The 20,359-nt window shown below is 56.9% G+C and carries 21 protein-coding genes; all 21 read right to left on the bottom strand.

The window, feature by feature from the left end; genetic code table 11:
• Positions 1 to 2 precede the first annotated feature (2 nt).
• The 21 genes from BM079_RS00105 to cysQ all read right to left on the bottom strand — a co-directional run bounded on the left by BM079_RS00105 (position 3) and on the right by cysQ (position 20,163).
• Positions 3 to 428, bottom strand: coding sequence for a flagellar protein FlhE (locus BM079_RS00105; protein WP_090129610.1), 426 nt, complete (start codon positions 426 to 428; stop codon positions 3 to 5).
• On the bottom strand, positions 425 to 2,509 hold the full coding sequence (gene flhA, locus BM079_RS00100) for a flagellar biosynthesis protein FlhA (RefSeq protein ID WP_090129608.1): 2,085 nt from the start codon (positions 2,507 to 2,509) through the stop codon (positions 425 to 427). Before flhA ends, BM079_RS00105 begins: the two co-directional genes overlap by 4 nt.
• Before the next feature lie 68 nt (positions 2,510 to 2,577).
• A complete protein-coding gene (gene flhB, locus BM079_RS00095; RefSeq protein ID WP_090129606.1) occupies positions 2,578 to 3,744 on the bottom strand; it encodes a flagellar biosynthesis protein FlhB in 1,167 nt (388 codons plus the stop codon).
• A gap of 128 nt (positions 3,745 to 3,872) precedes the next feature.
• Positions 3,873 to 4,541, bottom strand: coding sequence for a protein phosphatase CheZ (gene cheZ / locus BM079_RS00090; protein WP_090129604.1), 669 nt, complete (start codon positions 4,539 to 4,541; stop codon positions 3,873 to 3,875).
• A gap of 30 nt (positions 4,542 to 4,571) precedes the next feature.
• The gene (gene cheY, locus BM079_RS00085) at positions 4,572 to 4,961 is read right to left on the bottom strand and encodes a chemotaxis response regulator CheY (protein WP_090129602.1); all 390 of its coding nucleotides are present in this window, start codon (positions 4,959 to 4,961) and stop codon (positions 4,572 to 4,574) included.
• A gap of 63 nt (positions 4,962 to 5,024) precedes the next feature.
• Positions 5,025 to 6,086 (bottom strand): protein-glutamate methylesterase/protein-glutamine glutaminase, encoded by a 1,062-nt coding sequence (locus tag BM079_RS00080; RefSeq protein WP_090129599.1) that lies wholly within the window; start codon positions 6,084 to 6,086, stop codon positions 5,025 to 5,027.
• Entirely contained in the window at positions 6,083 to 6,700 is a 618-nt protein-coding gene (locus BM079_RS00075) for a chemotaxis protein CheD (protein ID WP_090129597.1), read from the bottom strand. The genes BM079_RS00080 and BM079_RS00075 overlap by 4 nt, the downstream gene beginning before the upstream one ends.
• Complete coding sequence (locus tag BM079_RS00070) at positions 6,697 to 7,542, bottom strand: CheR family methyltransferase (protein WP_090129595.1); 846 nt, start codon at positions 7,540 to 7,542, stop codon at positions 6,697 to 6,699. The genes BM079_RS00075 and BM079_RS00070 overlap by 4 nt, the downstream gene beginning before the upstream one ends.
• Before the next feature lie 28 nt (positions 7,543 to 7,570).
• On the bottom strand, positions 7,571 to 9,352 hold the full coding sequence (locus tag BM079_RS00065; RefSeq protein ID WP_090129593.1) for a methyl-accepting chemotaxis protein: 1,782 nt from the start codon (positions 9,350 to 9,352) through the stop codon (positions 7,571 to 7,573).
• 192 nt (positions 9,353 to 9,544) lie between these two features.
• Positions 9,545 to 10,033, bottom strand: coding sequence for a chemotaxis protein CheW (cheW, locus tag BM079_RS00060; RefSeq protein ID WP_090129591.1), 489 nt, complete (start codon positions 10,031 to 10,033; stop codon positions 9,545 to 9,547).
• 67 nt (positions 10,034 to 10,100) lie between these two features.
• Positions 10,101 to 12,149 carry a chemotaxis protein CheA gene (gene cheA / locus BM079_RS00055; RefSeq protein WP_090130723.1) on the bottom strand — a complete coding sequence of 683 codons (2,049 nt, stop codon included), beginning with the start codon at positions 12,147 to 12,149 and terminating at the stop codon, positions 10,101 to 10,103.
• 112 nt (positions 12,150 to 12,261) lie between these two features.
• The gene (gene motB / locus BM079_RS00050) at positions 12,262 to 13,209 is read right to left on the bottom strand and encodes a flagellar motor protein MotB (protein WP_090129589.1); all 948 of its coding nucleotides are present in this window, start codon (positions 13,207 to 13,209) and stop codon (positions 12,262 to 12,264) included.
• Between the two features lie 3 nt (positions 13,210 to 13,212).
• Positions 13,213 to 14,094 (bottom strand): flagellar motor stator protein MotA, encoded by an 882-nt coding sequence (motA, locus tag BM079_RS00045; RefSeq protein ID WP_090129587.1) that lies wholly within the window; start codon positions 14,092 to 14,094, stop codon positions 13,213 to 13,215.
• A 362-nt stretch (positions 14,095 to 14,456) separates the two neighbouring features.
• The gene (gene flhC, locus BM079_RS00040) at positions 14,457 to 15,023 is read right to left on the bottom strand and encodes a flagellar transcriptional regulator FlhC (RefSeq protein WP_090129585.1); all 567 of its coding nucleotides are present in this window, start codon (positions 15,021 to 15,023) and stop codon (positions 14,457 to 14,459) included.
• On the bottom strand, positions 15,013 to 15,363 hold the full coding sequence (gene flhD, locus BM079_RS00035) for a flagellar transcriptional regulator FlhD (protein WP_090129583.1): 351 nt from the start codon (positions 15,361 to 15,363) through the stop codon (positions 15,013 to 15,015). The genes flhC and flhD overlap by 11 nt, the downstream gene beginning before the upstream one ends.
• 353 nt (positions 15,364 to 15,716) lie before the next feature.
• Entirely contained in the window at positions 15,717 to 16,004 is a 288-nt protein-coding gene (locus BM079_RS00030) for an EscU/YscU/HrcU family type III secretion system export apparatus switch protein (protein ID WP_090129582.1), read from the bottom strand.
• Entirely contained in the window at positions 16,001 to 17,080 is a 1,080-nt protein-coding gene (gene fliK, locus BM079_RS00025) for a flagellar hook-length control protein FliK (RefSeq protein WP_090129581.1), read from the bottom strand. Before fliK ends, BM079_RS00030 begins: the two co-directional genes overlap by 4 nt.
• Positions 17,081 to 17,082: 2 nt before the next feature.
• Entirely contained in the window at positions 17,083 to 17,430 is a 348-nt protein-coding gene (gene fliT, locus BM079_RS00020; protein WP_175489536.1) for a flagellar protein FliT, read from the bottom strand.
• A gap of 1 nt (position 17,431) precedes the next feature.
• Complete coding sequence (gene fliS / locus BM079_RS00015) at positions 17,432 to 17,845, bottom strand: flagellar export chaperone FliS (RefSeq protein WP_090129577.1); 414 nt, start codon at positions 17,843 to 17,845, stop codon at positions 17,432 to 17,434.
• 26 nt (positions 17,846 to 17,871) lie between these two features.
• Positions 17,872 to 19,236 (bottom strand): flagellar filament capping protein FliD, encoded by a 1,365-nt coding sequence (gene fliD / locus BM079_RS00010; protein ID WP_090129575.1) that lies wholly within the window; start codon positions 19,234 to 19,236, stop codon positions 17,872 to 17,874.
• A gap of 87 nt (positions 19,237 to 19,323) precedes the next feature.
• Positions 19,324 to 20,163 carry a 3'(2'),5'-bisphosphate nucleotidase CysQ gene (gene cysQ / locus BM079_RS00005; protein WP_090129572.1) on the bottom strand — a complete coding sequence of 280 codons (840 nt, stop codon included), beginning with the start codon at positions 20,161 to 20,163 and terminating at the stop codon, positions 19,324 to 19,326.
• Positions 20,164 to 20,359 lie beyond the last annotated feature (196 nt).

Genomic DNA, 20,359 nt, shown 5'->3' with positions numbered 1-20,359 from the left:
CGCTATGGATCGAGCCTTCGATAATGAACAAACACCTGCGCCTGACCACCGCGTACGGGGCGCTGCAACATGCCCTCTCCCGGCAGAACGAATCGCAGCATCAACGGCGTACTGACCGGCACACCCGCCAGTGCATCAGTACTGCCGCGCGCCATGTCCAGGGTCATGCAGCGCCTTGAGGCGCACAGCCAGACGCCCGGCACAGGGCCATTTGAAGAGATATCGTAATCCCACGACAGCTCGGTGATCAGGGCATCGATCGGGGCGCTATCGATTGGCGGCAACGCTACCCGATATTCCCACCCCTTTTGCGCCATGTCGGGAAGGTTGACCTGAATGGGGACCGCCCCACCGGCATCGGCCCACACTATCGGGGATACCAGCATCGTCAGCATCATGGACCAGTGCCACCAAAATTTTTTGTTCATGACTGGGATCCGATAATGGCCGTGACACGAATCTGGCGCTCCTCGGGAATTTCTGCCTGTGACAGCACTACCAGACGAGGCAGGCGTCGACGTAAAAAGCGCGAGAGCAGCGCGCGTACGCCGTGCTGTACCACCAGCACCGCCGGCAGACCGCGCTCTTCCTGGCGTTGAACGGCGCTTTCTGCCTGTTGAATCAGCGTATCGGCAAGTCCCGGCTCCAGCGCGCCGCCGTTGTTGAGTGCCTGCATCAACATCTTTTCCAGATCGACGTCGAGGCTGATGACTTCGGCAGGCTCCTGCCCCGGGAAATACTGCTGCGTAATGGCACGACCCAGTGCCAATCGAGCGACCGCCGTCAGCTCCATGGCATCGGTAGTATGTGTGGCGTGATCGGCCAGCGCATCGACAATGGTGCGCATATCGCGAATCGAAACGTCTTCCGACAACAGCTGTTGGAGGATACGGGTCAGCGTGGTCAGCGAAATCAGCTTGGGCACGACCTCCTCGACCAGACTCGGCGACTCCTTCGCCAGTCGATCCAGCAGTTTTTGCGCCTCGCTACGCCCCATCATTTCACTGGCATGCTCACCCAGCAGATGGTTCAGGTGCGTGGCCACGACCGTGCTGGCATCTACCACGGTAAAGCCCTGCATCTGAGCCTGATCGCGCTGGCTGGCATCAATCCATGTGGCCGGCAATCCGAATGCCGGGTCCCTGGTCGCCCGACCTTCAAGATTGCCCATCGCCTGGCCGGGATCGATGGCCAGATACTGGCCCGGCCATGACTCGCCTTCACCGATCTGGACGCCATTGAGCGCGATACGATACTGCTGGGGCTGCAGGGATAGATTGTCGCGAATATGCACCACCGGCGGCAGGAACCCTACCTCCTGGGCAAACTTCTTGCGCAGGCTCTTGATGCGCTTTAAAAGCTCGCCATCCTGATTCTGATCCACCAGCGGAATCAGGCGATGACCGACCTCGAGTCCGAGCGGGTCCACCAGCTGAACGTCGTCCCAGCTGGCCTCATGACTGTCGGCCGTGGCCGCCGGGGCCGGCTGCGTCTCTTCGACAAGGGCAGCTTCCCTCTTTTTCTTGCTCAAATACCAGGCCAGACCGCCCAGCATCGAGGTGAAAAGCAGAAACACCAGATTGGGCATGCCGGGAATGATGCCCAGCAGACCGATCACCCCGGCAGCCAGATAGAGCACACGAGGATTGTTGAAAAGCTGACCCAGCAGCTGCTGGCCCACATCCTGCTCGGTATTGACGCGCGAAACCGTGACGCCCGCCGCGGTCGAAATGATCAGGGCCGGGATCTGGCCAACCAGACCATCCCCGATGGTCAGCAGCGTATAGGTATGAGCGGCGTCTCCGACAGAAAGTCCATGCTGGGCCACGCCGACTACAAGGCCGCCGACGATGTTGATCACCATGATCAGGATGCCGGCGATGGCATCACCGCGTACAAACTTGCTGGCGCCATCCATGGAGCCGAAAAACTCGGCTTCCTGAGCAATCTCGCTGCGCCGTTCACGCGCGTGCTTTTCGTCAATAAGGCCGGCATTGAGATCGGCATCAATGGCCATCTGCTTTCCGGGCATGGCATCCAGGGTAAATCGGGCCCCGACTTCCGCGATACGGCCGGCCCCCTTGGTAATGACCATGAAGTTGATGACAACCAGAATCACGAACACCACCAGACCGACGGCGAAGTTACCACCGACCAGAAATTCGGCAAACGCCTCGATGACCTTGCCTGCCGCATCACCGCCATTGTGTCCTTCCAGCAGCACCACCCGGGTCGAGGCAACGTTCAGTGACAGGCGCAGCAGGGTTGAAAACAGCAATACCGCCGGGAAGGCGGCAAATTCCAGCGGCTTGGTCGTGAACATGCTGACCAGCAGTACCATGATCGACAGCGCAATATTGAAGGTGAACAGCATGTCGAGCAGAAATGGTGGCAGCGGCAGCACCATCATCGACAGGATCATGAGGATCAGGACAGGGCCGGCCAGAAACAGCAGCTGGTTGCCCTGATTCTGGCCATTACGAGAAAACAGCGCACTCAATGCATTCATGTCAGCAATGACCTGTCATGGTAGATAGGTGTTTCAACGGCCGGGACGAGCGACCTGGCGCCCGGGCATCACTGTTCATTATCATCGTCGTCATCCGATGCCTGCGGGGTATAGGCCATCTCTTCGGGCACTTCGATATGACCGGGCCGCTGTGGTGCCTTGCCGCCCTCACTGCGGTAGCGCCGGATCTGATACACCCAGGCCAGCACTTCGGCCACAGCGGTATAAAGAGCTGCGGGAATTTCCCTGCCCAGCTCACCATGACGGTAGAGCGAGCGGGCCAGTGCCGGTGCTTCCAGAAAGGGAATGCGGTTTTCCTGACCCAGCTCGCGAATTTTGGCCGCAACGGCGTCGGCCCCCTTCGCCACTACCCGGGGTGCCCCCATTTCATTGTCCTTGTAGGCCAGGGCTACGGCGAAGTGGGTCGGGTTAGTGATGATGACATCGGCCTTGGGCACCTCGCTCATCATGCGCCGACGCGCAGCTGCCTGTTGCTGCTGGCGAATCCGCCCCTTGACCTGTGGGTCGCCTTCGGACTCCTTGTGCTCCTGACGAATGTCCTCTCGGCTCATGCGCAGCTTTTTGGTATGGCTCCACAGTTGGTAGGGCACATCGATCACGATGACAAAAATAAAGGCCAGTAGAATCAGAGCGCAGCAGAACACCACCATCAGCAGCATGTGGCGCATGCCGGATTGAAGGCTCTCACCGGCCAGCCCGAGCAGTTGACCCTGATGGCTGTAGATGAAACCGGCCGCCACCAGTGCGATCAGCAGCGACTTGGCGATGGTCTTGACCAGCTCCGCCAGCACCTGGCTGGAAAACATCCGCTTGAGACCCGACAGAGGGTTGAGCTTTTTGACATCGAACTTGAGGGATTTGGTCGAAAACAGCCATCCTCCGAGCGCCATGGGCGCCAGAAGTGCCACAGCCCCCATGATGCCCATGATCGGTGCGATGGCCAGCAGTGCTCGGCCGCCCAGTGCCGTGACATTGATCATCATTCGAGTCGGATCACGGGCCACGTCGGCATCGAAGGTCAACCCATCACTCATGACCTCGGAGAGCACCTCGCCCATCCAGCTCATGCAAAGGGCCAGGCCGCCGGCACCGACGGCCAGCATCAAAAAGGTGGTCAACTCACGTGATCGGGCAACCTGTCCCTCTTCGCGGGCTTTTTCAAGGCGCCGCGCCGTGGGTTCTTCGGTTTTTTCTGCGTCACTGTCGCCGGACATGTCGACCCCATGAAATCATGTAGAGCATCATGCTCATTGGGCGACATTGTGCGAGGAAGGAGGGACAAACAATCGCTCGAATAGCCCGCCCGTGGGAGAGCTATTCGACATATAAGCAGGCAATAACCCTAGAAGCCGAGGCTGTCGAGCAGATCATCGACCTGTGACTGATCGGTGACGATATCGGTGCGCCCATCCGTCTTGATCTGCGGACCGTTGAGAAGACCATCCGGTGACTTGCTGCTATTTTCCTGAGCACGCTCGCGCATGGTATCCGACGGAATGCTATCGATCAGCACCTGTACCAGTTCGCGCTCGATTTCATGAATGACTTCCATCATTTTCTTGATGACCTGACCAGTCAGATCCTGAAAATCCTGGGCCATCATGACTTCCATCAGCTGACTCTGGGTCGCACGTGTCTGTGCCGGCACCCACTCGAGATAGGCACGGGTGTCACCGACCAGATCGCGGGCCTCAGCCTGCTCGAGCGGCTTGTCAAACCACTGGTCCCACCGGGCCGCCAGCTCTGATGACTGCTTTTCGATATTGTCCTGAATGGGCTGGGCAATCTCGATGGCATTGAGCGAGCGCTCGGCCGCCTGCTCGGTCATGGAGGCGATATAGCCCAGCCGATCCCTGGAGTCCGGGATGGCCTGGGCGGCCTTTTCGACCTCCTTGTCCAGGCCAAGCTCTCGCATGTTGTCACGCAGGGCGCGCGTGAGCTGGCCGATTCTGGCGATAAGATCCTGCGGGATCGCATCATCTGCGCTGTGTGGGTTCGCATTGGCTGTCATGTCGTTCACTCCCGATGTCAATCCGCAGACTTATTTATCGAGCTTTTCGAAGATCTTGTTCAGCTTCTCTTCGAGCGTCGCCGCGGTAAAGGGTTTGACCACGTAACCGTTGGCACCGGCCTGCGCGGCGGCAATGATGTTTTCCTTCTTGGCCTCGGCCGTCACCATCAGTACCGGCAGATGCTTGAGGTTGTCATCAGCGCGGATCTGCTTGAGCATCTCCAGGCCGTCCAGATTGGGCATGTTCCAGTCCGAGACCACAAAGCCGAAGCTGTCGCTGCGCAGCTTGGCCAGACCATCAACGCCGTCTTCTGCTTCATCGACGTTGTTGAAGCCCAGCTCCTTGAGGAGGTTGCGCACGATACGTCGCATGGTGGGAAAGTCATCGACCACCAGGATGTGAATGTTCTTGTCAGCCATGTCGGTTATTTCCTTTTCAAATAAGTGCGCTTGCGCGCGAGTCAACGATTCAGTAATGCAGCACTAGACGCGCAGTGCCTGACGATTGCTGCCACCCAGCTGCGCCAGCGCCCGCTCGCACATGCTGGTGATAGGAACGACTTCGCATGCCGCGCCCAGCGCGATCGCCTCGCGCGGCATGCCAAAGACCACACAGCTGGCCTCATCCTGAGCCAGGGTCCAGGCGCCGGCCTCACGCATTTTCAAAAGCCCCTGCGCTCCATCCTTGCCCATGCCGGTCAGCAAAACCCCGATGGCGTTCTTGCCAGCGTTGATGGCGGCGGATTCAAACAGGGCGTCAACGGAGGGGCGATGACGATTGATGGGTGCTTCGTGATCCAGCGAGATCACGTAATTGGCGCCGCTGCGTACCAGGCGAAGGTGTGCTTCGCCACCAGGCGCCAGATAGGCATGACCGGGCAGCACTCGCTCGCCATGTACGGCTTCGCGCACGCTGATACGACAGAGGCTGTCCAGACGCGCGGCAAAGGATTTGGTAAAGCCGGCCGGCATATGCTGGGTGATCAGGATGGCCGGGCTGTCCGAGGGCAGCGGCATCAGAAACTCCCGAATGGCCTCCGTCCCTCCGGTCGAGGCACCGATAATCAGCAGCTTCTCGCTGGAATACAGCGGCGCGCGCAGGGCCGCCGGCGCAGGGCTTGACGATGGCTGCGCCGCCTTGAGTCTTGCTCTGGATGCGGCGCGAATCTTGTCGGTGATGGCATGTGCGTATTCGGCCATGCCTTCACGAATGCCCAGCTGTGGCTTGGTCACAAAATCCACGGCCCCCAGCTCGAGCGCCCGCATGGTGATTTCCGACCCCCGCTCCGTCAGGGAAGAGACCATGACAACCGGCATGGGACGCAGCCGCATGAGCCTTTCCAGAAAATCCAGGCCATCCATGCGCGGCATTTCGACGTCCAGTGTCAGCACGTCAGGGTTGGTCCGCTTGATCAGGTCCCGGGCCACCAATGGATCGGGGGCCGTGGCGACCACCTCCATGTCAGGCTCCTGATTGATGATTTCGCTGATCAGACTGCGAATCAGTGCCGAGTCGTCAACACACAATACCTTGATCTTGCTCACCGTCCTGCTCCTCTCATGCCTGCTGCTGCCGTGACCAACGGATGGACAGCGTCTTCGACCAGTGCTTCGATCATCGTCTTCTCGCGACTGCAGACCGTGGCACTACCGCTGAGACGTCGGACCCGTACCTGACCGCTTCCGGGCAGATAGTGCACGCGACGCGCATGGCTACCGTTGAGATCCTGCGCGAGCACTCGAATGTTTTCGCGATCAAGCCACGCCATGACAAACTCGGCGTTGGCAAACCCGATGCGCGAGGCCATGCCGGCGATGACCATACCGCCGCCAAACACCTTGGCTTCCAGCCGGTCACGTCGCCCGCCCCGTCGGCAGATCTCTTCCACCAGCGTACTCATGGCATGCTCGCCATAGCGCAGTCGAGGTCCGCTGGTATCGTGGCTGCCATCACCGGGCAGCATGTAGTGGTTCATGCCGCCAACACCGGCAACACTGTCGCGGATACATGCCGAGACACATGACCCCAGCACCGTCGACAGCACCATCGGTGTCGAGGCCACGTAATACTCGCTTGGTAACAGTTTGACGGCGTCGAGATGATCATCGCGATCAAAGTAAAAATGGTTGGCCAAGCCTTCCCGCTCGCGGGGTTTCATGGTCGCGATCCCGGACTGGATGCCAGTCCATAAACGGTATGCCCCTGCAGCCGAAACACATCGGTCAGATAGGTAAAGTTTTCCGAGTGACCTGCAAACAAGAGCCCGTTGGGTTTGAGCAGCGGCGCGAACCTTTCCAGAATCCGCTTCTGGGTGGGCTTGTCGAAATAGATCATGATGTTGCGGCAGAAGATGGCATCAAACGGCCCTTCCATGTTCCATCGCGCCTCCAGCAGATTCAGCTGGCGATATTCCACCATGGCCGAAAGCGCCGGGTTAACGCGCGCCACGCCTGATTTCGCTCCCACTCCGCGCATGAAAAACCGCTTGCGCTGCTCCATCGACAGTTTCTCGATCTGATTGATCGGATAGATGCCGGCAGAAGCTGTGGCAAGCGCCCGGGTATCGATGTCGGTCGCCACGATCCGGGCATTCTGCGCCTTGGGTCCAAGCGCTTCGGTCAGCGTCATGGCCAGTGACCACGGCTCTTCACCGGTCGAGGCCGCGCAGCACCAGACCTTGATATTGCTGCTCTGGGCGCGAACGTGATCGGCCAGAATCGGGAAGTGATGCGCCTCGCGAAAAAACGATGTCAGATTGGTCGTCAGTGCATTGACGAAATGCTCCCACTCGGGAGATTCAGCATGCCCATCCAGAATGTCGAGATAGGCCCTGAACTGGTTGAGCCCGAGCGTGCGCAGACGACGCGCCAGACGGCTATACACCATTTCCTTTTTGTGTAGTGCCAGTGCGATACCTGCACGCTCGTGGATCAAGCGTCTGACACGCTCGAAGTCCTCGTGTGTCAGTTTCAGATCGCGGCTTTCAGCGACTTCTGTCACGTCTTTTTCTCCGCATCACCCGGGGTGATCAAAAGGTGGTCCAGTCCTCGTCTGCCTTGTCAGAAATCGACTCGTCACGCTGACGAGTGGCTGACATCCTGACAGCAGAGGCACCGGTCTGGCCGGACTCGATAGACACTGGTGCACGCCGTTTCGACTCCAGGCCACCGGACTGCTTCTCGCACCCTGTTGCTGGCGCAGTCCTGTGTGAAGCTATTATCGGCGTCCGCGAGCTTTCCTTGATCCTGAAAAGACTGACAATTTCATTGAGGTGATCGGCGTTTTGACGCATCGATTCGGACGCAGCCGAGGACTGCTCGACCATGGCGGCGTTCTGCTGCGTCATTTCATCCATGCGGTTGATGGCCTGACCGATCTGCTCGATGCCGTTTTTCTGCTCGCGACTGGCCGAGGAGATCTCTTCCATCAGACTGCTGACGCGATGTACGCCGCTGACAATATCAGTCATGGTGGATTGCGCTCGGGTGACCAGTTCACCGCCAGCGCTGACTTCAACCGAGGATTGGTCGATCAGTTCGCGAATTTCTCGGGCGGCCTGAGCACTGCGACCGGCCAGACTGCGTACTTCATTGGCGACCACGGCAAACCCCTTGCCCTGCTCGCCGGCACGAGCGGCTTCCACCGAAGCGTTGAGCGCCAGAATGTTGGTTTGAAAAGCGATACCGTCGATAACACCCACGATGTCGGAGATACGGGTCGAGGCCTGCGCGATGCTCTGCATACGCGCCACGACATCATCCATTTCGGTATGCCCTCGCTCTGCGACACTTGAAGCCTGGTGGGCCAGCTGCGAAGCATTGCCGGCATGTTCGGCGTTGTGGCCGACGGTGGCGGTCAACTCCTCCATGCTGCTGGCGGTCTGCTCAAGCGATGCTGCCTGCTCTTCGGTACGCCGGGAGAGATCCTGATTGCCACTGGCCAGCTCATTGCTGGCCGGCGCCATGACGCCGGCGCTTCTCTTGACGTCACGCACAACACACAGCACGCACTTTCGCATGGTATCCAGCGCGATCATCAACTGGTCCTGACTGTGATGGCTCATCTCGAGATCGCCGCTGGCGATCTGGCGACAGCACAGCAGTGCCTGATCAAGCGATCGCTGTACGCGTCGCGCCAGCAGGGCACTGGCAACGCCACTCACGCTTGAAAGGAAGGCTGCTCCGAGGGTCAGTACGCTCATGGTGACGGGCAGGGACTGCTGTGTAGAAAATATTTCATAATCTGCCAGCAGCAGTCCCAATAGCGCGGTGGAAGACAGAGCACAGGTCATGCCTGCCCAGCCGGCCCGACGCGCATTGGTCATTCGTTTGAAACGACTCGGCCAGCCCCGTGGACCAGCCGGCGTGATTACCCCCTGCACCAGGGTCCAGCGTCCACCCTGACCGCTGTTGATCTGTCGGTATACATGGTCAGCGTGGGCAATGGCAGCATCGTCGGCCTTGACCCGAACCGAGGCATACCCCTTGAGGCGGCCTTCCTCGATCATCGGCATGACGGTCGCCCGGACCCAGTAATAACCACCATCCTTGCGCCGGTTTTTCACCATGCCAACCCAGGTCTCGCCGTCACGCAGGGTCTGCCAGAGATTGGCAAAGGCCACCTTTGGCATGTCGGGGTGTCGCACCAGATTGTGAGGCGCACCAATCAGCTCGTGACGTTCAAATCCGCTGACGTCGATGAAGGCCGGGTTGGCATAAATGATATTGCCGTCAGTATCCGTCTGGGAGATCAGAAACTGCTGGTCGCCCAGAACATAGTGCTGGTCATTGACCGGTTGGTTGTTGCGCACTCTCGAAACTCCTGCAATAGCCCCATTGACCGGCAGATGCCAGCGTGTCTACGCACATCAAACTACAGCCCGGCCAAAACAAAGATTGGATTAGCGCGTCTTAAACTACGCTATTTGTGTCGATGCCCGACCTGTGCGCATACAAAAAAGCGCCGGCATCTGCCGGCGCTTTTGAAAAAAGAAAGCAATGAATCAGGCAGCCTTGTCGATCAGAGCCATCTCTTCGCTGGTCATCAGCTTTTCGATATCGACCAGGATCAGCATGCGATCGTCCAGACTGCCCAGCCCCATCAGATAGTGCGTGGAAAGTGTCGATCCGAACTCCGGCGCCGGCTTGATCTGTTCGCCGGTCAGGGCCAGCACGTCAGAAACGCCATCCACGACCACACCGACCACACGATGACCGATGTTGAGTACGATCACGACCGTCTGTGCCGTGTAGTCGGCGTTACCCAGCGCAAACTTGAGCCGCAGATCAACGATCGGCACGATCACGCCACGAAGATTGGTCACACCCTTGATAAAGGAAGGGGCATTGGCGATGCGTGTTACCCCCTCGTAGCCACGAATCTCCTGAACGCTCAGAATATCAATGCCGTACTCTTCCGAGCCCAGTCTGAAAACCAGAAATTCATGACTTTCACCGTCCAGATGCGCTTTTTCGATAGCAGAAGTTTCCATTGTCTCAACTCCCTGATGCCCGACCCGTCGGACAGTATTAAAAGTGGTGGTTCTTTTTGAATTCGTTTTAGTGCAATGCGGCGGCGCTACGAGACTGCCCCGCATGACCGCCCTCTCGGTCCTGTGGTGTCCGTGACAGCGCAGGAATATCCAGAATCAGTGCCACGCTGCCATCCCCCAGGATGGTGGCAGCAGAGATACCGGCGACGCGTCGATAATTGGTTTCCAGATTCTTGACCACCACCTGGTGCTGCCCGATCAGCTGATCCACCTGAAGCGCAAAGCTGCGCCCTTCGCTCTGTACGATCATGACAATCCCTTTGGTGACATCCTGCTGCGCATCGGGGATATCAAAAACGCGATAGAGTTCGACCAGCGGCAGGTATTCGCCGCGCACATGCAGGACGCGATCGTTGCCCGTCACGGTACTGATATCTTCCGGCCGAACCTGCATGGATTCCTTGATGGCACCCAGCGGCAGGATATAGACCTCCTCTCCCACACGAACCGACATGCCGTCGAGAATGGCAAGCGTCAGCGGCAGCACGATGCGTGTCGTAGTGCCCTGACCGGGCCGGGACAGGATATCCACGTGGCCCCCCATCTGGGCGATATTACGCTTGACCACGTCCATGCCGACGCCACGTCCGGACAGGTCGGTGACCTGCTCCGCCGTTGAGAAGCCCGGTGCAAAGATCAGCTGCCAGACATCGTCATCACTCATGGCATCGGAAACGGGCAGACCGTTTTCACGTGCCTTTTTCAGGATGCGTTCCCGGTTCAGGCCGGCCCCGTCATCGCTGATCTCGATAAGAATGTTGCCCCCCTGATGGCTGGCTGACAGGGTCAGTCTGCCCGCTGTCGGCTTGCCGGCGGCCAGACGACGATCAGGCGTTTCGATGCCGTGATCCAGACTGTTGCGCACCAGGTGTGTCAGCGGATCCACAATGCGCTCGATAAGTCCCTTGTCGAGTTCGGTGGATTTGCCCACCGTTTCAAGCTCGACCTGCTTGCCAAGTTTGCCGGCAAGATCGCGCACCAGCCGCGGGAACCGGTTGAAAACAACATCCATGGGCATCATGCGAATCGACATGACCGCTTCCTGCAGATCACGAGCATTACGCTGAAGCTGCGTCATACCACTGAGCAGATTACCGTGGGTCACCGGATCAAAATCGGCCGTGCCCTGTTCCAGCATGGACTGGGTGATGACCAGCTCGCCGACCAGATTGATGATCTGATCGATTTTTTCAATCGATACTCGCAGTGAGGCATTTTCGCTGCTGGCCGCTGAACGCTCGGGCTTTTTGGCAGCCGTTGCCGCTGCTTTGGCAGGCTCGGCCGGCGCCGCGGCGGTCTCGGCTGCCGGCTGTGATGACGCCACCGCCTCCTCGATCAGGGCCGGCTCGACATCGTCAGATACCGGCACCGACGCGGCACTTTCAGAGGGTGCAGCCGCAGCCCCTTCAAAAGTGATCTGATCTTCATCGACCACAAAGCAGAGCACGGCGCGAATATCGTCTTCTCCCGTGGCGGTTTCAAGCTTGACGGTCAGTACGTCTTCACCGTGCTGCTGCTCGATAACCGTACCAAACAACGCCAGCTCTTCTGCCAGACTAGCGGCACTGTCTGCCGCAACGCCGGCGATTTTGATCACCACCGTGCCGTCGCCGGCCGGGGCAGCTACTGGCGCCTTTTCGATCGCCGCAGGCGCAGCGCTGCTTCCCCGCCCCTTTTCTTCTGCCAGTGTCTTCAGGGTGTTACAGATACGCTCATAGGCAGCGCTGTCCGGCTCGGTCTGTTGACGATAGGCATTGAGCTGATCGCTGAGCATATCCTTGGTTTCCAGAAATATGTCGATGATGGTCGGGTCAAGCGCAAGTTCATGATGACGCGCCTGGTCGAGCAGATTCTCGAAAAGGTGCGTGGTCTCCTGCAAAACGGTAAAGCCAAAGGTACCCGCACCGCCCTTGATGGAGTGCGCCGCCCGGAAGATGGCGTTGAGCTGTTCACTGTCAGGATCGCTGGGATCCAGCTGCAACAGCTGCTGCTCCATGTCACTGAGCAGTTCCTCGGCCTCTTCAAAGAATGTCTGGTAGAACTCGGTGATATCGATGCTCACGACTGATGCCCTGCCCTGCTTCTGGATTCGTCCCAGCGCCCGAGTCGAGCGCACGCGAATGTGTTATCAAAACCTGCCGACCTGCCGTTCATTGTGCAGCCACCTGTCATTGTGCAGCCACCTGTTCGGACCCGGCAGCGTTCGTGGTGCTGCTTCCATCCCGGGTCAGCGCATCAATCGAAGCCGGCGGCTGATCACTGTCGATGACAGCCGGTGTGCCGGGTGCCATGTTTTCCTGCTCCATCATCTTCTGCGCACGACTGTTGAGTACCAGGATGCTGATCCGACGGTTGAGCGCGCTATCTTCCTCACCGGGCATGTTCATCGTGTCTGCCATGCCAATGACTCGAAGCAGTTTCTCGGGCTCCAGTCCGCCTGCCACAAGCTCGCGCCGTGAGGCATTGGCCCGATCCGCCGAGAGCTCCCAGTTACTGTACCCTCTGAGGCCGGCCGCGAACGGCAGGTCATCCGTATGTCCGGACAGGGTCAGCTTGTTGGGAAGCTCATTGAGCAGGGGCGCAATGGCCGTAAGTATGCGGTGCATATAGGGCGCCACGCGGGCACTTCCCACCTCGAACATCGGTCGGCGCTGGCTGTCGACGAGCTGGATTCGAAGCCCTTCGGGCGTCAGGTCCAACCGCATCTGTGAACGCAGATCCCGCAGGGCAGGATCTTCCTGCATCAGCGCCTCAAGCCGGGCCTTGAGCCTGCTGAGCGCTGACATGTCAGCGGCCATGCCACTGTTCTGCTCAATGGTAATGCGAGAGCGCTCGCCATCCGTGTGCATGACATCATCGCCGCCGCCCGGAATGGCACTGTTGCTGGCCGAGTTACGATCACCCCCCGCCAGCGCCACCTTGAGCGGCGTGCGGAAGTATTCGCTGATCTGCTCGAACTCGGCCTTGGAAGTCCCTGCCAGAAGCCACATGACCAGAAAGAAGGCCATCATGGCCGTCATGAAATCGGCATAGGCAATCTTCCAGCTGCCATGTGAGCCGTGATGGCTGGCAGCCTTCTTGCGACGTACGACAATGGGGCGACGATGCTGGCTCATGGTTTAACCCTGTCCGTTACCGCTGGGCTGTGAACGAACGCTGCGAACATGCTCTTCAAGCTCGTTGAAGCTGGGACGCTCGCTTGAATAAAGCGCCTTGCGTCCAAACTCGACCGCGATCGGCGGCGCATAGCCATTAAGATTGGCCAGGAGCGTGACCTTGATGCACTGCAGCATCTTTTCGACTTCACTAATCTGATGGCGAATGTGCGTTGCCAGTGGCGTCACAAAGCCGTAGGCCAGCAGGATGCCGAGAAAGGTGCCCACCAGAGCGTGTGCAATCAGCGGTCCGACCTCTTCAGGCGACAACCCTTCGGCGCCCAGTGCGTGGACAACCCCCATGACCGCAGCCACGATGCCAAATGCCGGCAGACCGTCCCCTACGCCTGCAATGCTGTTGGCGGGAATTTCAGCTTCATGCTGAAAGGTCTCGATTTCATGATCCATCAGGGATTCGATTTCAAAGGCATCCATGTTGCCGCTGATCATCAAGCGCAGATAATCCGTTAGAAACTCCATCAACAACGGGTCCGCCATCAGCTTGGGGTAGCGCGTGAACAGCGGACTTTCCGAGGGAGACTCCACATCGCGCTCAAGTGCCATCATTCCCTCCTGACGGCCCTTGGCCAGCAGAAGGTATAAAAGCGCCATGAGCTCCATGAAAAGCTCCTTGTTGTACTTGACGCTTCCCTTGAGCTTTGGAACAACACGCAACGTGGCCTTGATGGACTTGCCATTGTTACTGGCAATAAAAGCTCCCAGGGCAGCACCACAGATGATGACAACCTCGGCTGGTTGCAGCAGCACAGCCAGGTGCCCGCCCACCATCATGTACCCCCCGATTACCGAGGCAACAACAGCAACATACCCAAATAATATAAGCACGGTAATTCCTCAGTATTCAGAATCTGGAGATAACATCGGCCGAAAGTGGCCCGGCTTGAGCGCCCATACCATCAGATTCATCGGGGAAAAAGCGGCATGCCTTCTTCGATTTTATCGATTCGGGCAGCAGGATAATGTCTGCAACATTAACGACTTTCATGGCAGGTCAAAGGCAGGACTAGCTTTCGAAAAAGGGGTCATTTTTCTTTTTTGAAATCCAGCAGGCCATCGCTGGGCAACACATAAAAAACCCCAAAGGCGAAAGCCTTCGGGGCGAGAGAAAAGTCATGGCAAAAACGGGACTGTCTACAGCAGGGCCGTCGATAACAGTGCTTTCAAAAAAGACTCGCTTTAAAAACAGGCTAGTATTGCGACCCGCCGCTTTCCTTGCGGATACGCTCCCTTTCAGCAGCCCGGCGCGTTTTTCCGGCTCGTGAGGGAGGCTGACAGATGCCGCAGACAAAATCCTGATCAAGGCTGTGTGCGTGGTTAACAAACCTGCCACTACATGAAGTACACGAGGAAAGCTGCATCATGTCACTTTCAAAAAAGCGTACCAGCGTCCATGCCCGGGTCAGACCCAGTACCGCCTCACCATCTTCAAGCATGGAAATCTGCTCAAAATAGAGCCGGTAGGCCTTGATGATGGCCTCCATACGATCACAGCTGCTTTTTTCCCGCAGAGACAGATAAATATTGTAAAAAAGTGACGAATGAATATTGGGAAGCCAGGTAATAAACCAGTCTGTTGAAAACGGCAGCATGCCTTTCGGCGGTGAAACGCCGCGCACTTCCTTGTAAAGACGAATCAGTCGCCCACGAGAGAGATCGGTTTCGGTTTCAAGTACCTGCAATCTGGCTCCGAGCTCGATCAGCTCGATCGCCAGTTGAATATCTCGAACCTCGTTGATGACACTCTTATCGGCCATGGTGATGCCCCTTTTTCAGCACCACCTCCTCCTCTTCATGCATGCTGCCTGCCAGCAGAATGGCGGCATGGGTACGTTTGAGATCGTCTTCACGCTGCTGCGTTGTCAGCGAGGCAAGCTGAGCCGGATCACCCAGTGCAAAATGGCACAGCAGCTGATTGGAATTGGCGAGCTTGGCAAGCTGGGAAATGGGTAACGATGCAAGAGTATCCGCCATCTGCTCGTTCAGTTTCAGTCTGAACATGGCCGATGAGCGGTCTTCGTTCAAAAGACGCTGTACCAGAAGCAGATAAGACAGATTGACGTTGCGAATATCATCCAGCAGATGGCTCGTAGTCATGTTCCCTTCCCCTCGTCTCGAAATTTTGTTCCTGTTCGCGACAGATGCAGCGGCGATTGTTCACGCTCTTGACCCTTTGACGCGACAGGTCATTACAAAGCGGGTCGACATTCGCACCTCAAAATGTAACGCCCCGTTACTTTCTGCAATATTGACACATCATACTTTCATACCACAACCTTTTTTTTAATTAGTTTTAAAACAATGTTTTCTCATACCCTCCACTAAGAAAGTAGCAGATAAATTAACTAATAAAATCAGCATTAGACGAAAAAGGCCCACTATGGGGCCTATTTCGTTGGTTCAGAAAGATTTTATTGTATCCATGGGTTACAAAAAGGTTACGTTGCGCATCAACGCAGGGAGGCGACATCCTGCTCGAGCTCGTGTATCCAGCACAAAAGCTCTGCGAGTGCCAGATAAAGCTCCTGTGGAATGTGATCATCGAGATCGACATGCAACAAAAGATTGACCAGCTCGGCAGACTGATGGACATAAACACCGCTTGCCTGAGCCTTTTCTATAATGGCATCAGCTGTCGTGCCATATCCCTTGGCCACCACACGAGGCGCCTCATTGGCATCATGCGCTATGGCCACCGCGCGTTGGCGATCGAACGACTGGTCGTCAGATGTGGTCATATGGCTTCCTCGCCATGGCCATCCCGATTTTGAGGCGAGAAATGCAGTGCGGCCAATTGAAGCCCGGCCCCGGCCATGCGTTCGTCAAGATGACGCCCCTGGATGGTCATCCATGCGAGATAAGGGCCCTCTACGCTGCCATTGATACTGATGGTTTTGTTCTGCAGGCTGACTTCCAGATCAACAGGTCCCAGCTCCGGCAATGACAGTTTCAACCTTGAACGCCAGACACGCGATGACTCATTGTCATCAATCGCTGTCTCGGGGCCCTGCTCGATTTCCCAATGCACAGGCACCTGAGGCGTTAGAAATCCTTCCCAACGAACCAGCGAGTGGGTCATGAGCTCCAGCTGATGGCGAAGAATGCTCTGAAGATCATCCTGGGCCGGGCTCATGGAAGCTGCATTTCCTGACTGAGTCTGAGGTGATGTACTATCGCCCGAAGGCACTGCAGCCCGTTCGCGCGTGGCCAGCATCAAGGGCTCCTGCCCCCCGGCACCCAGAGGCAACCGAGCTCCGGTCGCGGATGGCGCGACAGGCCTGTTTTGCGGCTCCTTCATCAACGCTTGCTGATCATGCTGGCCTACAAGCCATTGACGCAGATGTGACTCATAAAAAAGACCGCTATACCTGATTTGACCTGCCAGTGTGGCTGCAAGTACAGCAACCTCGGGCGCACGCCCGGCCGGTAACATGACGGTGCTGGTACTGATGACCGGGGCAGAAGCTGGAAACTTCTCCAGAATCCGGGATATGGCTCTGGCTTCGGCGCTGAAATGCGTTGTGGAAGATCGGGAAGTCGTTTCTGCCGCCCGACTCTCCAGCATGCTACCGCGGTCGGAATTGACCACCTGAACAGAAGTCTTGTCAGAAGCACTGCTTTTGGCGGTAGTGTCCTGGTGGTGACGCCTGAGGGTTTCATCGGGAGTATCGGAGGTGCCATGCCGCACAGCCGGGGTATAGGTCACGCCACCCAATGGCAAATCGGGCTGCCTTGAAGCCACCCGATCCAGATCTGCCCGACGCCCCAGAACGTTATGGAGCAAGGTATCCAGCAGTGGCGTGATCGTACTCATGATTATTCCCCCAGCGGGGCTGATGTTGCACCATAGGCAAGACTGACCTGCTGCTGCACCCGCCCCTTGCCAATCTGTTGCCCCAGATCGGCAAGCCTTTGCTGCAGCAGAGAGTGTAACCGCTGATCGTTTGTCAGAAGCTGCGACAGAATCTCTTTTTTATGCGCCTGACGATCACTGTCCAGCGTGATCGTATCCTGTGTTCTCAAACGATCAATTTCATGTAGATAGTCATGCTCGAGCGCAATGAGCTGTTCCCATTGACCGGCATCAGCATGCCCAAGCATTTCGCGGCTCAGTTCCAGAGCTCGCTCATAACCATGAATGATCCGAGCACGTCTTTCTTCCATGTCAGCCCCGGGAAGCAGCAGGTTGCTGTACATTCGGGCCAATTTCCTTCCAGGCCCCTGCGATGTCGCCCAAAAGATTTTCGACATGCTCAAGCAGTGCCCTGTCACTCGACACGTTGGCCTTCAACAGGGAGCGTGACATGTATTCATAAAGCGACGACAGACGCTCTGCCAGCTCGCCACCACGCGTCATGTCAAGACTCGCGCGCAGCCCGCCATCAATGATATCGATGGCCTTTGAAATGGCCATGCCCCGACCGGCAACATCGTTGTGATCCATGGCCCATTTGGCTTTGAAGATGGCGGCCATGGCGCCATCGAACAGCATGACGATCAGTTGATGAGGTGATGCGCTCATGACGCCTGTCTCTACACCCACCGACGCGTAGGTGCTTGCCCCTTTTTGTGCATACATGATTGGTATCCGCCGCTATGAAACGGTTAGTTTTTCGAAGCACCGTTAAGAGCTTCAAATTGCTGGGTGAGATAGGACTGCGTGTTGTTAATTTTTGACATTAGCGAATCGAGCTGCTGAAACTGCTTTTTATAGCGCTCAACCGTTGTATCAATAGTATCCTTCATCCGCTCGCTACGGGCTTCCAGGCTTTTGACCGAGCTTTCAAGGCCCGACTTGGCACTAGCAACAGCGCCGTTATTGGTCAGCATCTGGGTAATGCTGGTATCGAGCCTGGACGCTATACCGGTTTTGCCATCTCCTGCCAGCAGCCCTTTCAACCCATCAAGATTGTTGGCCAGTGCATCATCGAGTTTTTTCTCATCGCTGATTTCAAGCTTGCCCTGCTTACTGATATCACTGCTGAAACTGATACCGGCCTCAAAAAGGTAATTCATGCCTTCGCCGTTCACAGCGCTGCTCATGACATTGCGTAGCGTGCTTTGAACGGAGCGTACAGTGCTGTTTCCCGTCAGCGCGGCACCCTTGACACTATCGCCCTCACCACTGACCTTGGTGAGCGAGTTAATCCTGTCAACCAATGAGTTATAAACTTTTACAAAGTCCTGTACGGCCGTTTTGACACTTTCAGTATCCTGACTGACCGTCAGTTTTGTTGAAGCGCCCTCAGCGGTAGTTTCTGCAAGGTTAAGGGTGACCCCCTGAATGGCTTCTTCGACGGTATTGGACGCACTGGTAATGGCAAGACCATTCACCGTCAGGGAGGCATCCGCGGCGGGTACCGTTTCGGTCGTCCCGGAAAAGAGCGCACTGAGTTCACTGTTATCGCTGTCAAAGGACATGGCGGAAGCAGCACCTGTCGTCTCGGAGCTCAATACCAGACGATAGGGTGTCCCACTGCCATCATTGACAATAGAGGCTTTCACGCCAGCATCAGCCTTATTGATCGCATCGCGAATACCGCTTAACGATCCATCCTCTATATCAATGGGTGTCGACTTGTCACCAACACTGATCGTGAGCTGACCTGTCCCAACCGTACTCGTTGTATCAGCACGTCCAGAGGTTGCCAGAGACTGCGCCGTAGCCAGAGAATTGACCTTGATATCATAACTGCCAGCCGCCGCAGTACTGCTTGCACTGGCGGTCAAGGCGGAGCCGCTTACCTTGGTAGCGAACCCTTCGTAAAGCTGGGCGCTGTTCAACTTCTGAGCGGCGGTCTGAAAGCTTTCAAGCGAGCTTTGAAGCTGTCCAAAAGCCGAGAGCTTGGCATTGGTTGAAGAAAGCTTCGAACTAATCGGTGCAAGCTTTTCCTGCTCCGCAGATTTTAGATTTGAAAGCAGTGACGTAAGGTCAAGATTGGAGCCAACACCCAGTGATTCAATGGCCATTTATCACACTCCTGAATGGGAACCCTGGCAGGCAAAAGCGGATTCATTGTTCTCACGGAAACACTATCGGCAGGTACCGCAAAATATTTAAGGTGTTTTGCTGCCAGTCTCTTTCAAAAAGCCGTCATGGTTCCATCTTTTCTCAAGCCCACGACCCAGAGCGACAAAATCCGGATTGACCAGCGTTGAACGCTGGTTGTATTGAAGAGGCTTCTCTACCTGCATGGTGGAGGTGTTCAGCTGAAGGACCGTACCGCCGGCTTCTTCAAGAATGATATGAGCCGCGGCGGTGTCCCATTCGCATGTCGAACCGGGCCTTGGATAGCAGTCGGCCGCGCCCTCTGCGATACGACAGAACTTGAGTGAGCTTCCCACCCCCTCCAGATGATGTGGCGGCAGAATTTCCAATAAGTGCTTGAGCTCATCGCTACTGTGAGAGCGGCTTCCGACCACTCGCAGTTTCTCCCCGATCTGCCATGTAGCAGCCCTTATGGGTTCAACAGCCTCTCCCAGACGCTGACGCCATGCGCCCTCACCTGTTGTGCCATACCACATGGTCTTCAAAACAGGCGCTGCGATCACGCCAAGTATCGGATGGCCCTTGTGCACCAGGGCAATGTTGACCGTAAACTCGCCATTTCGATCAATGAACTCTTTGGTGCCATCCAGAGGGTCGACCAGCCAGAAGGTCGACCACGACAGTCGATGCTGTATTTCTTCGGCACCTGATTCTTCGGAAAGGATCGGCCATGCAGGCGTCAACTCTGAAAGCTGACGTGTGATCAGTTGATGCGCCGCCAGGTCGGCCTGAGTCAAGGGGCTACGATCAGGCTTATCAGTAATCTCTATCGAGCCCTGGTAAATGTCCATGATGGCATCACAGGCCTGCCACGCGATGTTTTTCACAGATTCAAGCAGCGCTGTCATTGATTCAATTCCTGTACGTCATGAAGTGACTACTATACCGCGGCGGTGGATGGCGGCCGAACCTGTAAAGCTCCCATTCATCAATGGATGAACACCGGTTTTAGGTTCTGTCTGAAAAGTCATGACTGCTACGCTGCCCCTGTTCACCGAACAGGAGACTGGCATGGCAGGCCGCTACGAGCTTTCCGATCAGCGC

The organism is Kushneria avicenniae, assembly GCF_900112585.1.
Classification (GTDB): Bacteria; Pseudomonadota; Gammaproteobacteria; order Pseudomonadales; family Halomonadaceae; genus Kushneria; species Kushneria avicenniae.
The sequence above is the reverse complement of the archived record's forward strand: the minus strand, read 5'-3'. Positions and strand labels throughout refer to the sequence as shown.

Coding starts and splice junctions, on each gene's coding strand:
- BM079_RS00105 (WP_090129610.1), bottom strand. CDS start 428: ATGAACAAAAAATTTTGGTGGCACTGGTCCATGATGCTGACGATGCTG.
- flhA (WP_090129608.1), bottom strand. CDS start 2,509: ATGAATGCATTGAGTGCGCTGTTTTCTCGTAATGGCCAGAATCAGGGC.
- flhB (WP_090129606.1), bottom strand. CDS start 3,744: ATGTCCGGCGACAGTGACGCAGAAAAAACCGAAGAACCCACGGCGCGG.
- cheZ (WP_090129604.1), bottom strand. CDS start 4,541: ATGACAGCCAATGCGAACCCACACAGCGCAGATGATGCGATCCCGCAG.
- cheY (WP_090129602.1), bottom strand. CDS start 4,961: ATGGCTGACAAGAACATTCACATCCTGGTGGTCGATGACTTTCCCACC.
- BM079_RS00075 (WP_090129597.1), bottom strand. CDS start 6,700: ATGAAACCCCGCGAGCGGGAAGGCTTGGCCAACCATTTTTACTTTGAT.
- cheW (WP_090129591.1), bottom strand. CDS start 10,033: ATGGAAACTTCTGCTATCGAAAAAGCGCATCTGGACGGTGAAAGTCAT.
- motB (WP_090129589.1), bottom strand. CDS start 13,209: ATGAGCCAGCATCGTCGCCCCATTGTCGTACGTCGCAAGAAGGCTGCC.
- flhC (WP_090129585.1), bottom strand. CDS start 15,023: ATGGCCGATAAGAGTGTCATCAACGAGGTTCGAGATATTCAACTGGCG.
- flhD (WP_090129583.1), bottom strand. CDS start 15,363: ATGACTACGAGCCATCTGCTGGATGATATTCGCAACGTCAATCTGTCT.
- BM079_RS00030 (WP_090129582.1), bottom strand. CDS start 16,004: ATGACCACATCTGACGACCAGTCGTTCGATCGCCAACGCGCGGTGGCC.
- fliK (WP_090129581.1), bottom strand. CDS start 17,080: ATGAGTACGATCACGCCACTGCTGGATACCTTGCTCCATAACGTTCTG.
- fliT (WP_175489536.1), bottom strand. CDS start 17,430: ATGGAAGAAAGACGTGCTCGGATCATTCATGGTTATGAGCGAGCTCTG.
- fliS (WP_090129577.1), bottom strand. CDS start 17,845: ATGTATGCACAAAAAGGGGCAAGCACCTACGCGTCGGTGGGTGTAGAG.
- fliD (WP_090129575.1), bottom strand. CDS start 19,236: ATGGCCATTGAATCACTGGGTGTTGGCTCCAATCTTGACCTTACGTCA.
- cysQ (WP_090129572.1), bottom strand. CDS start 20,163: ATGACAGCGCTGCTTGAATCTGTGAAAAACATCGCGTGGCAGGCCTGT.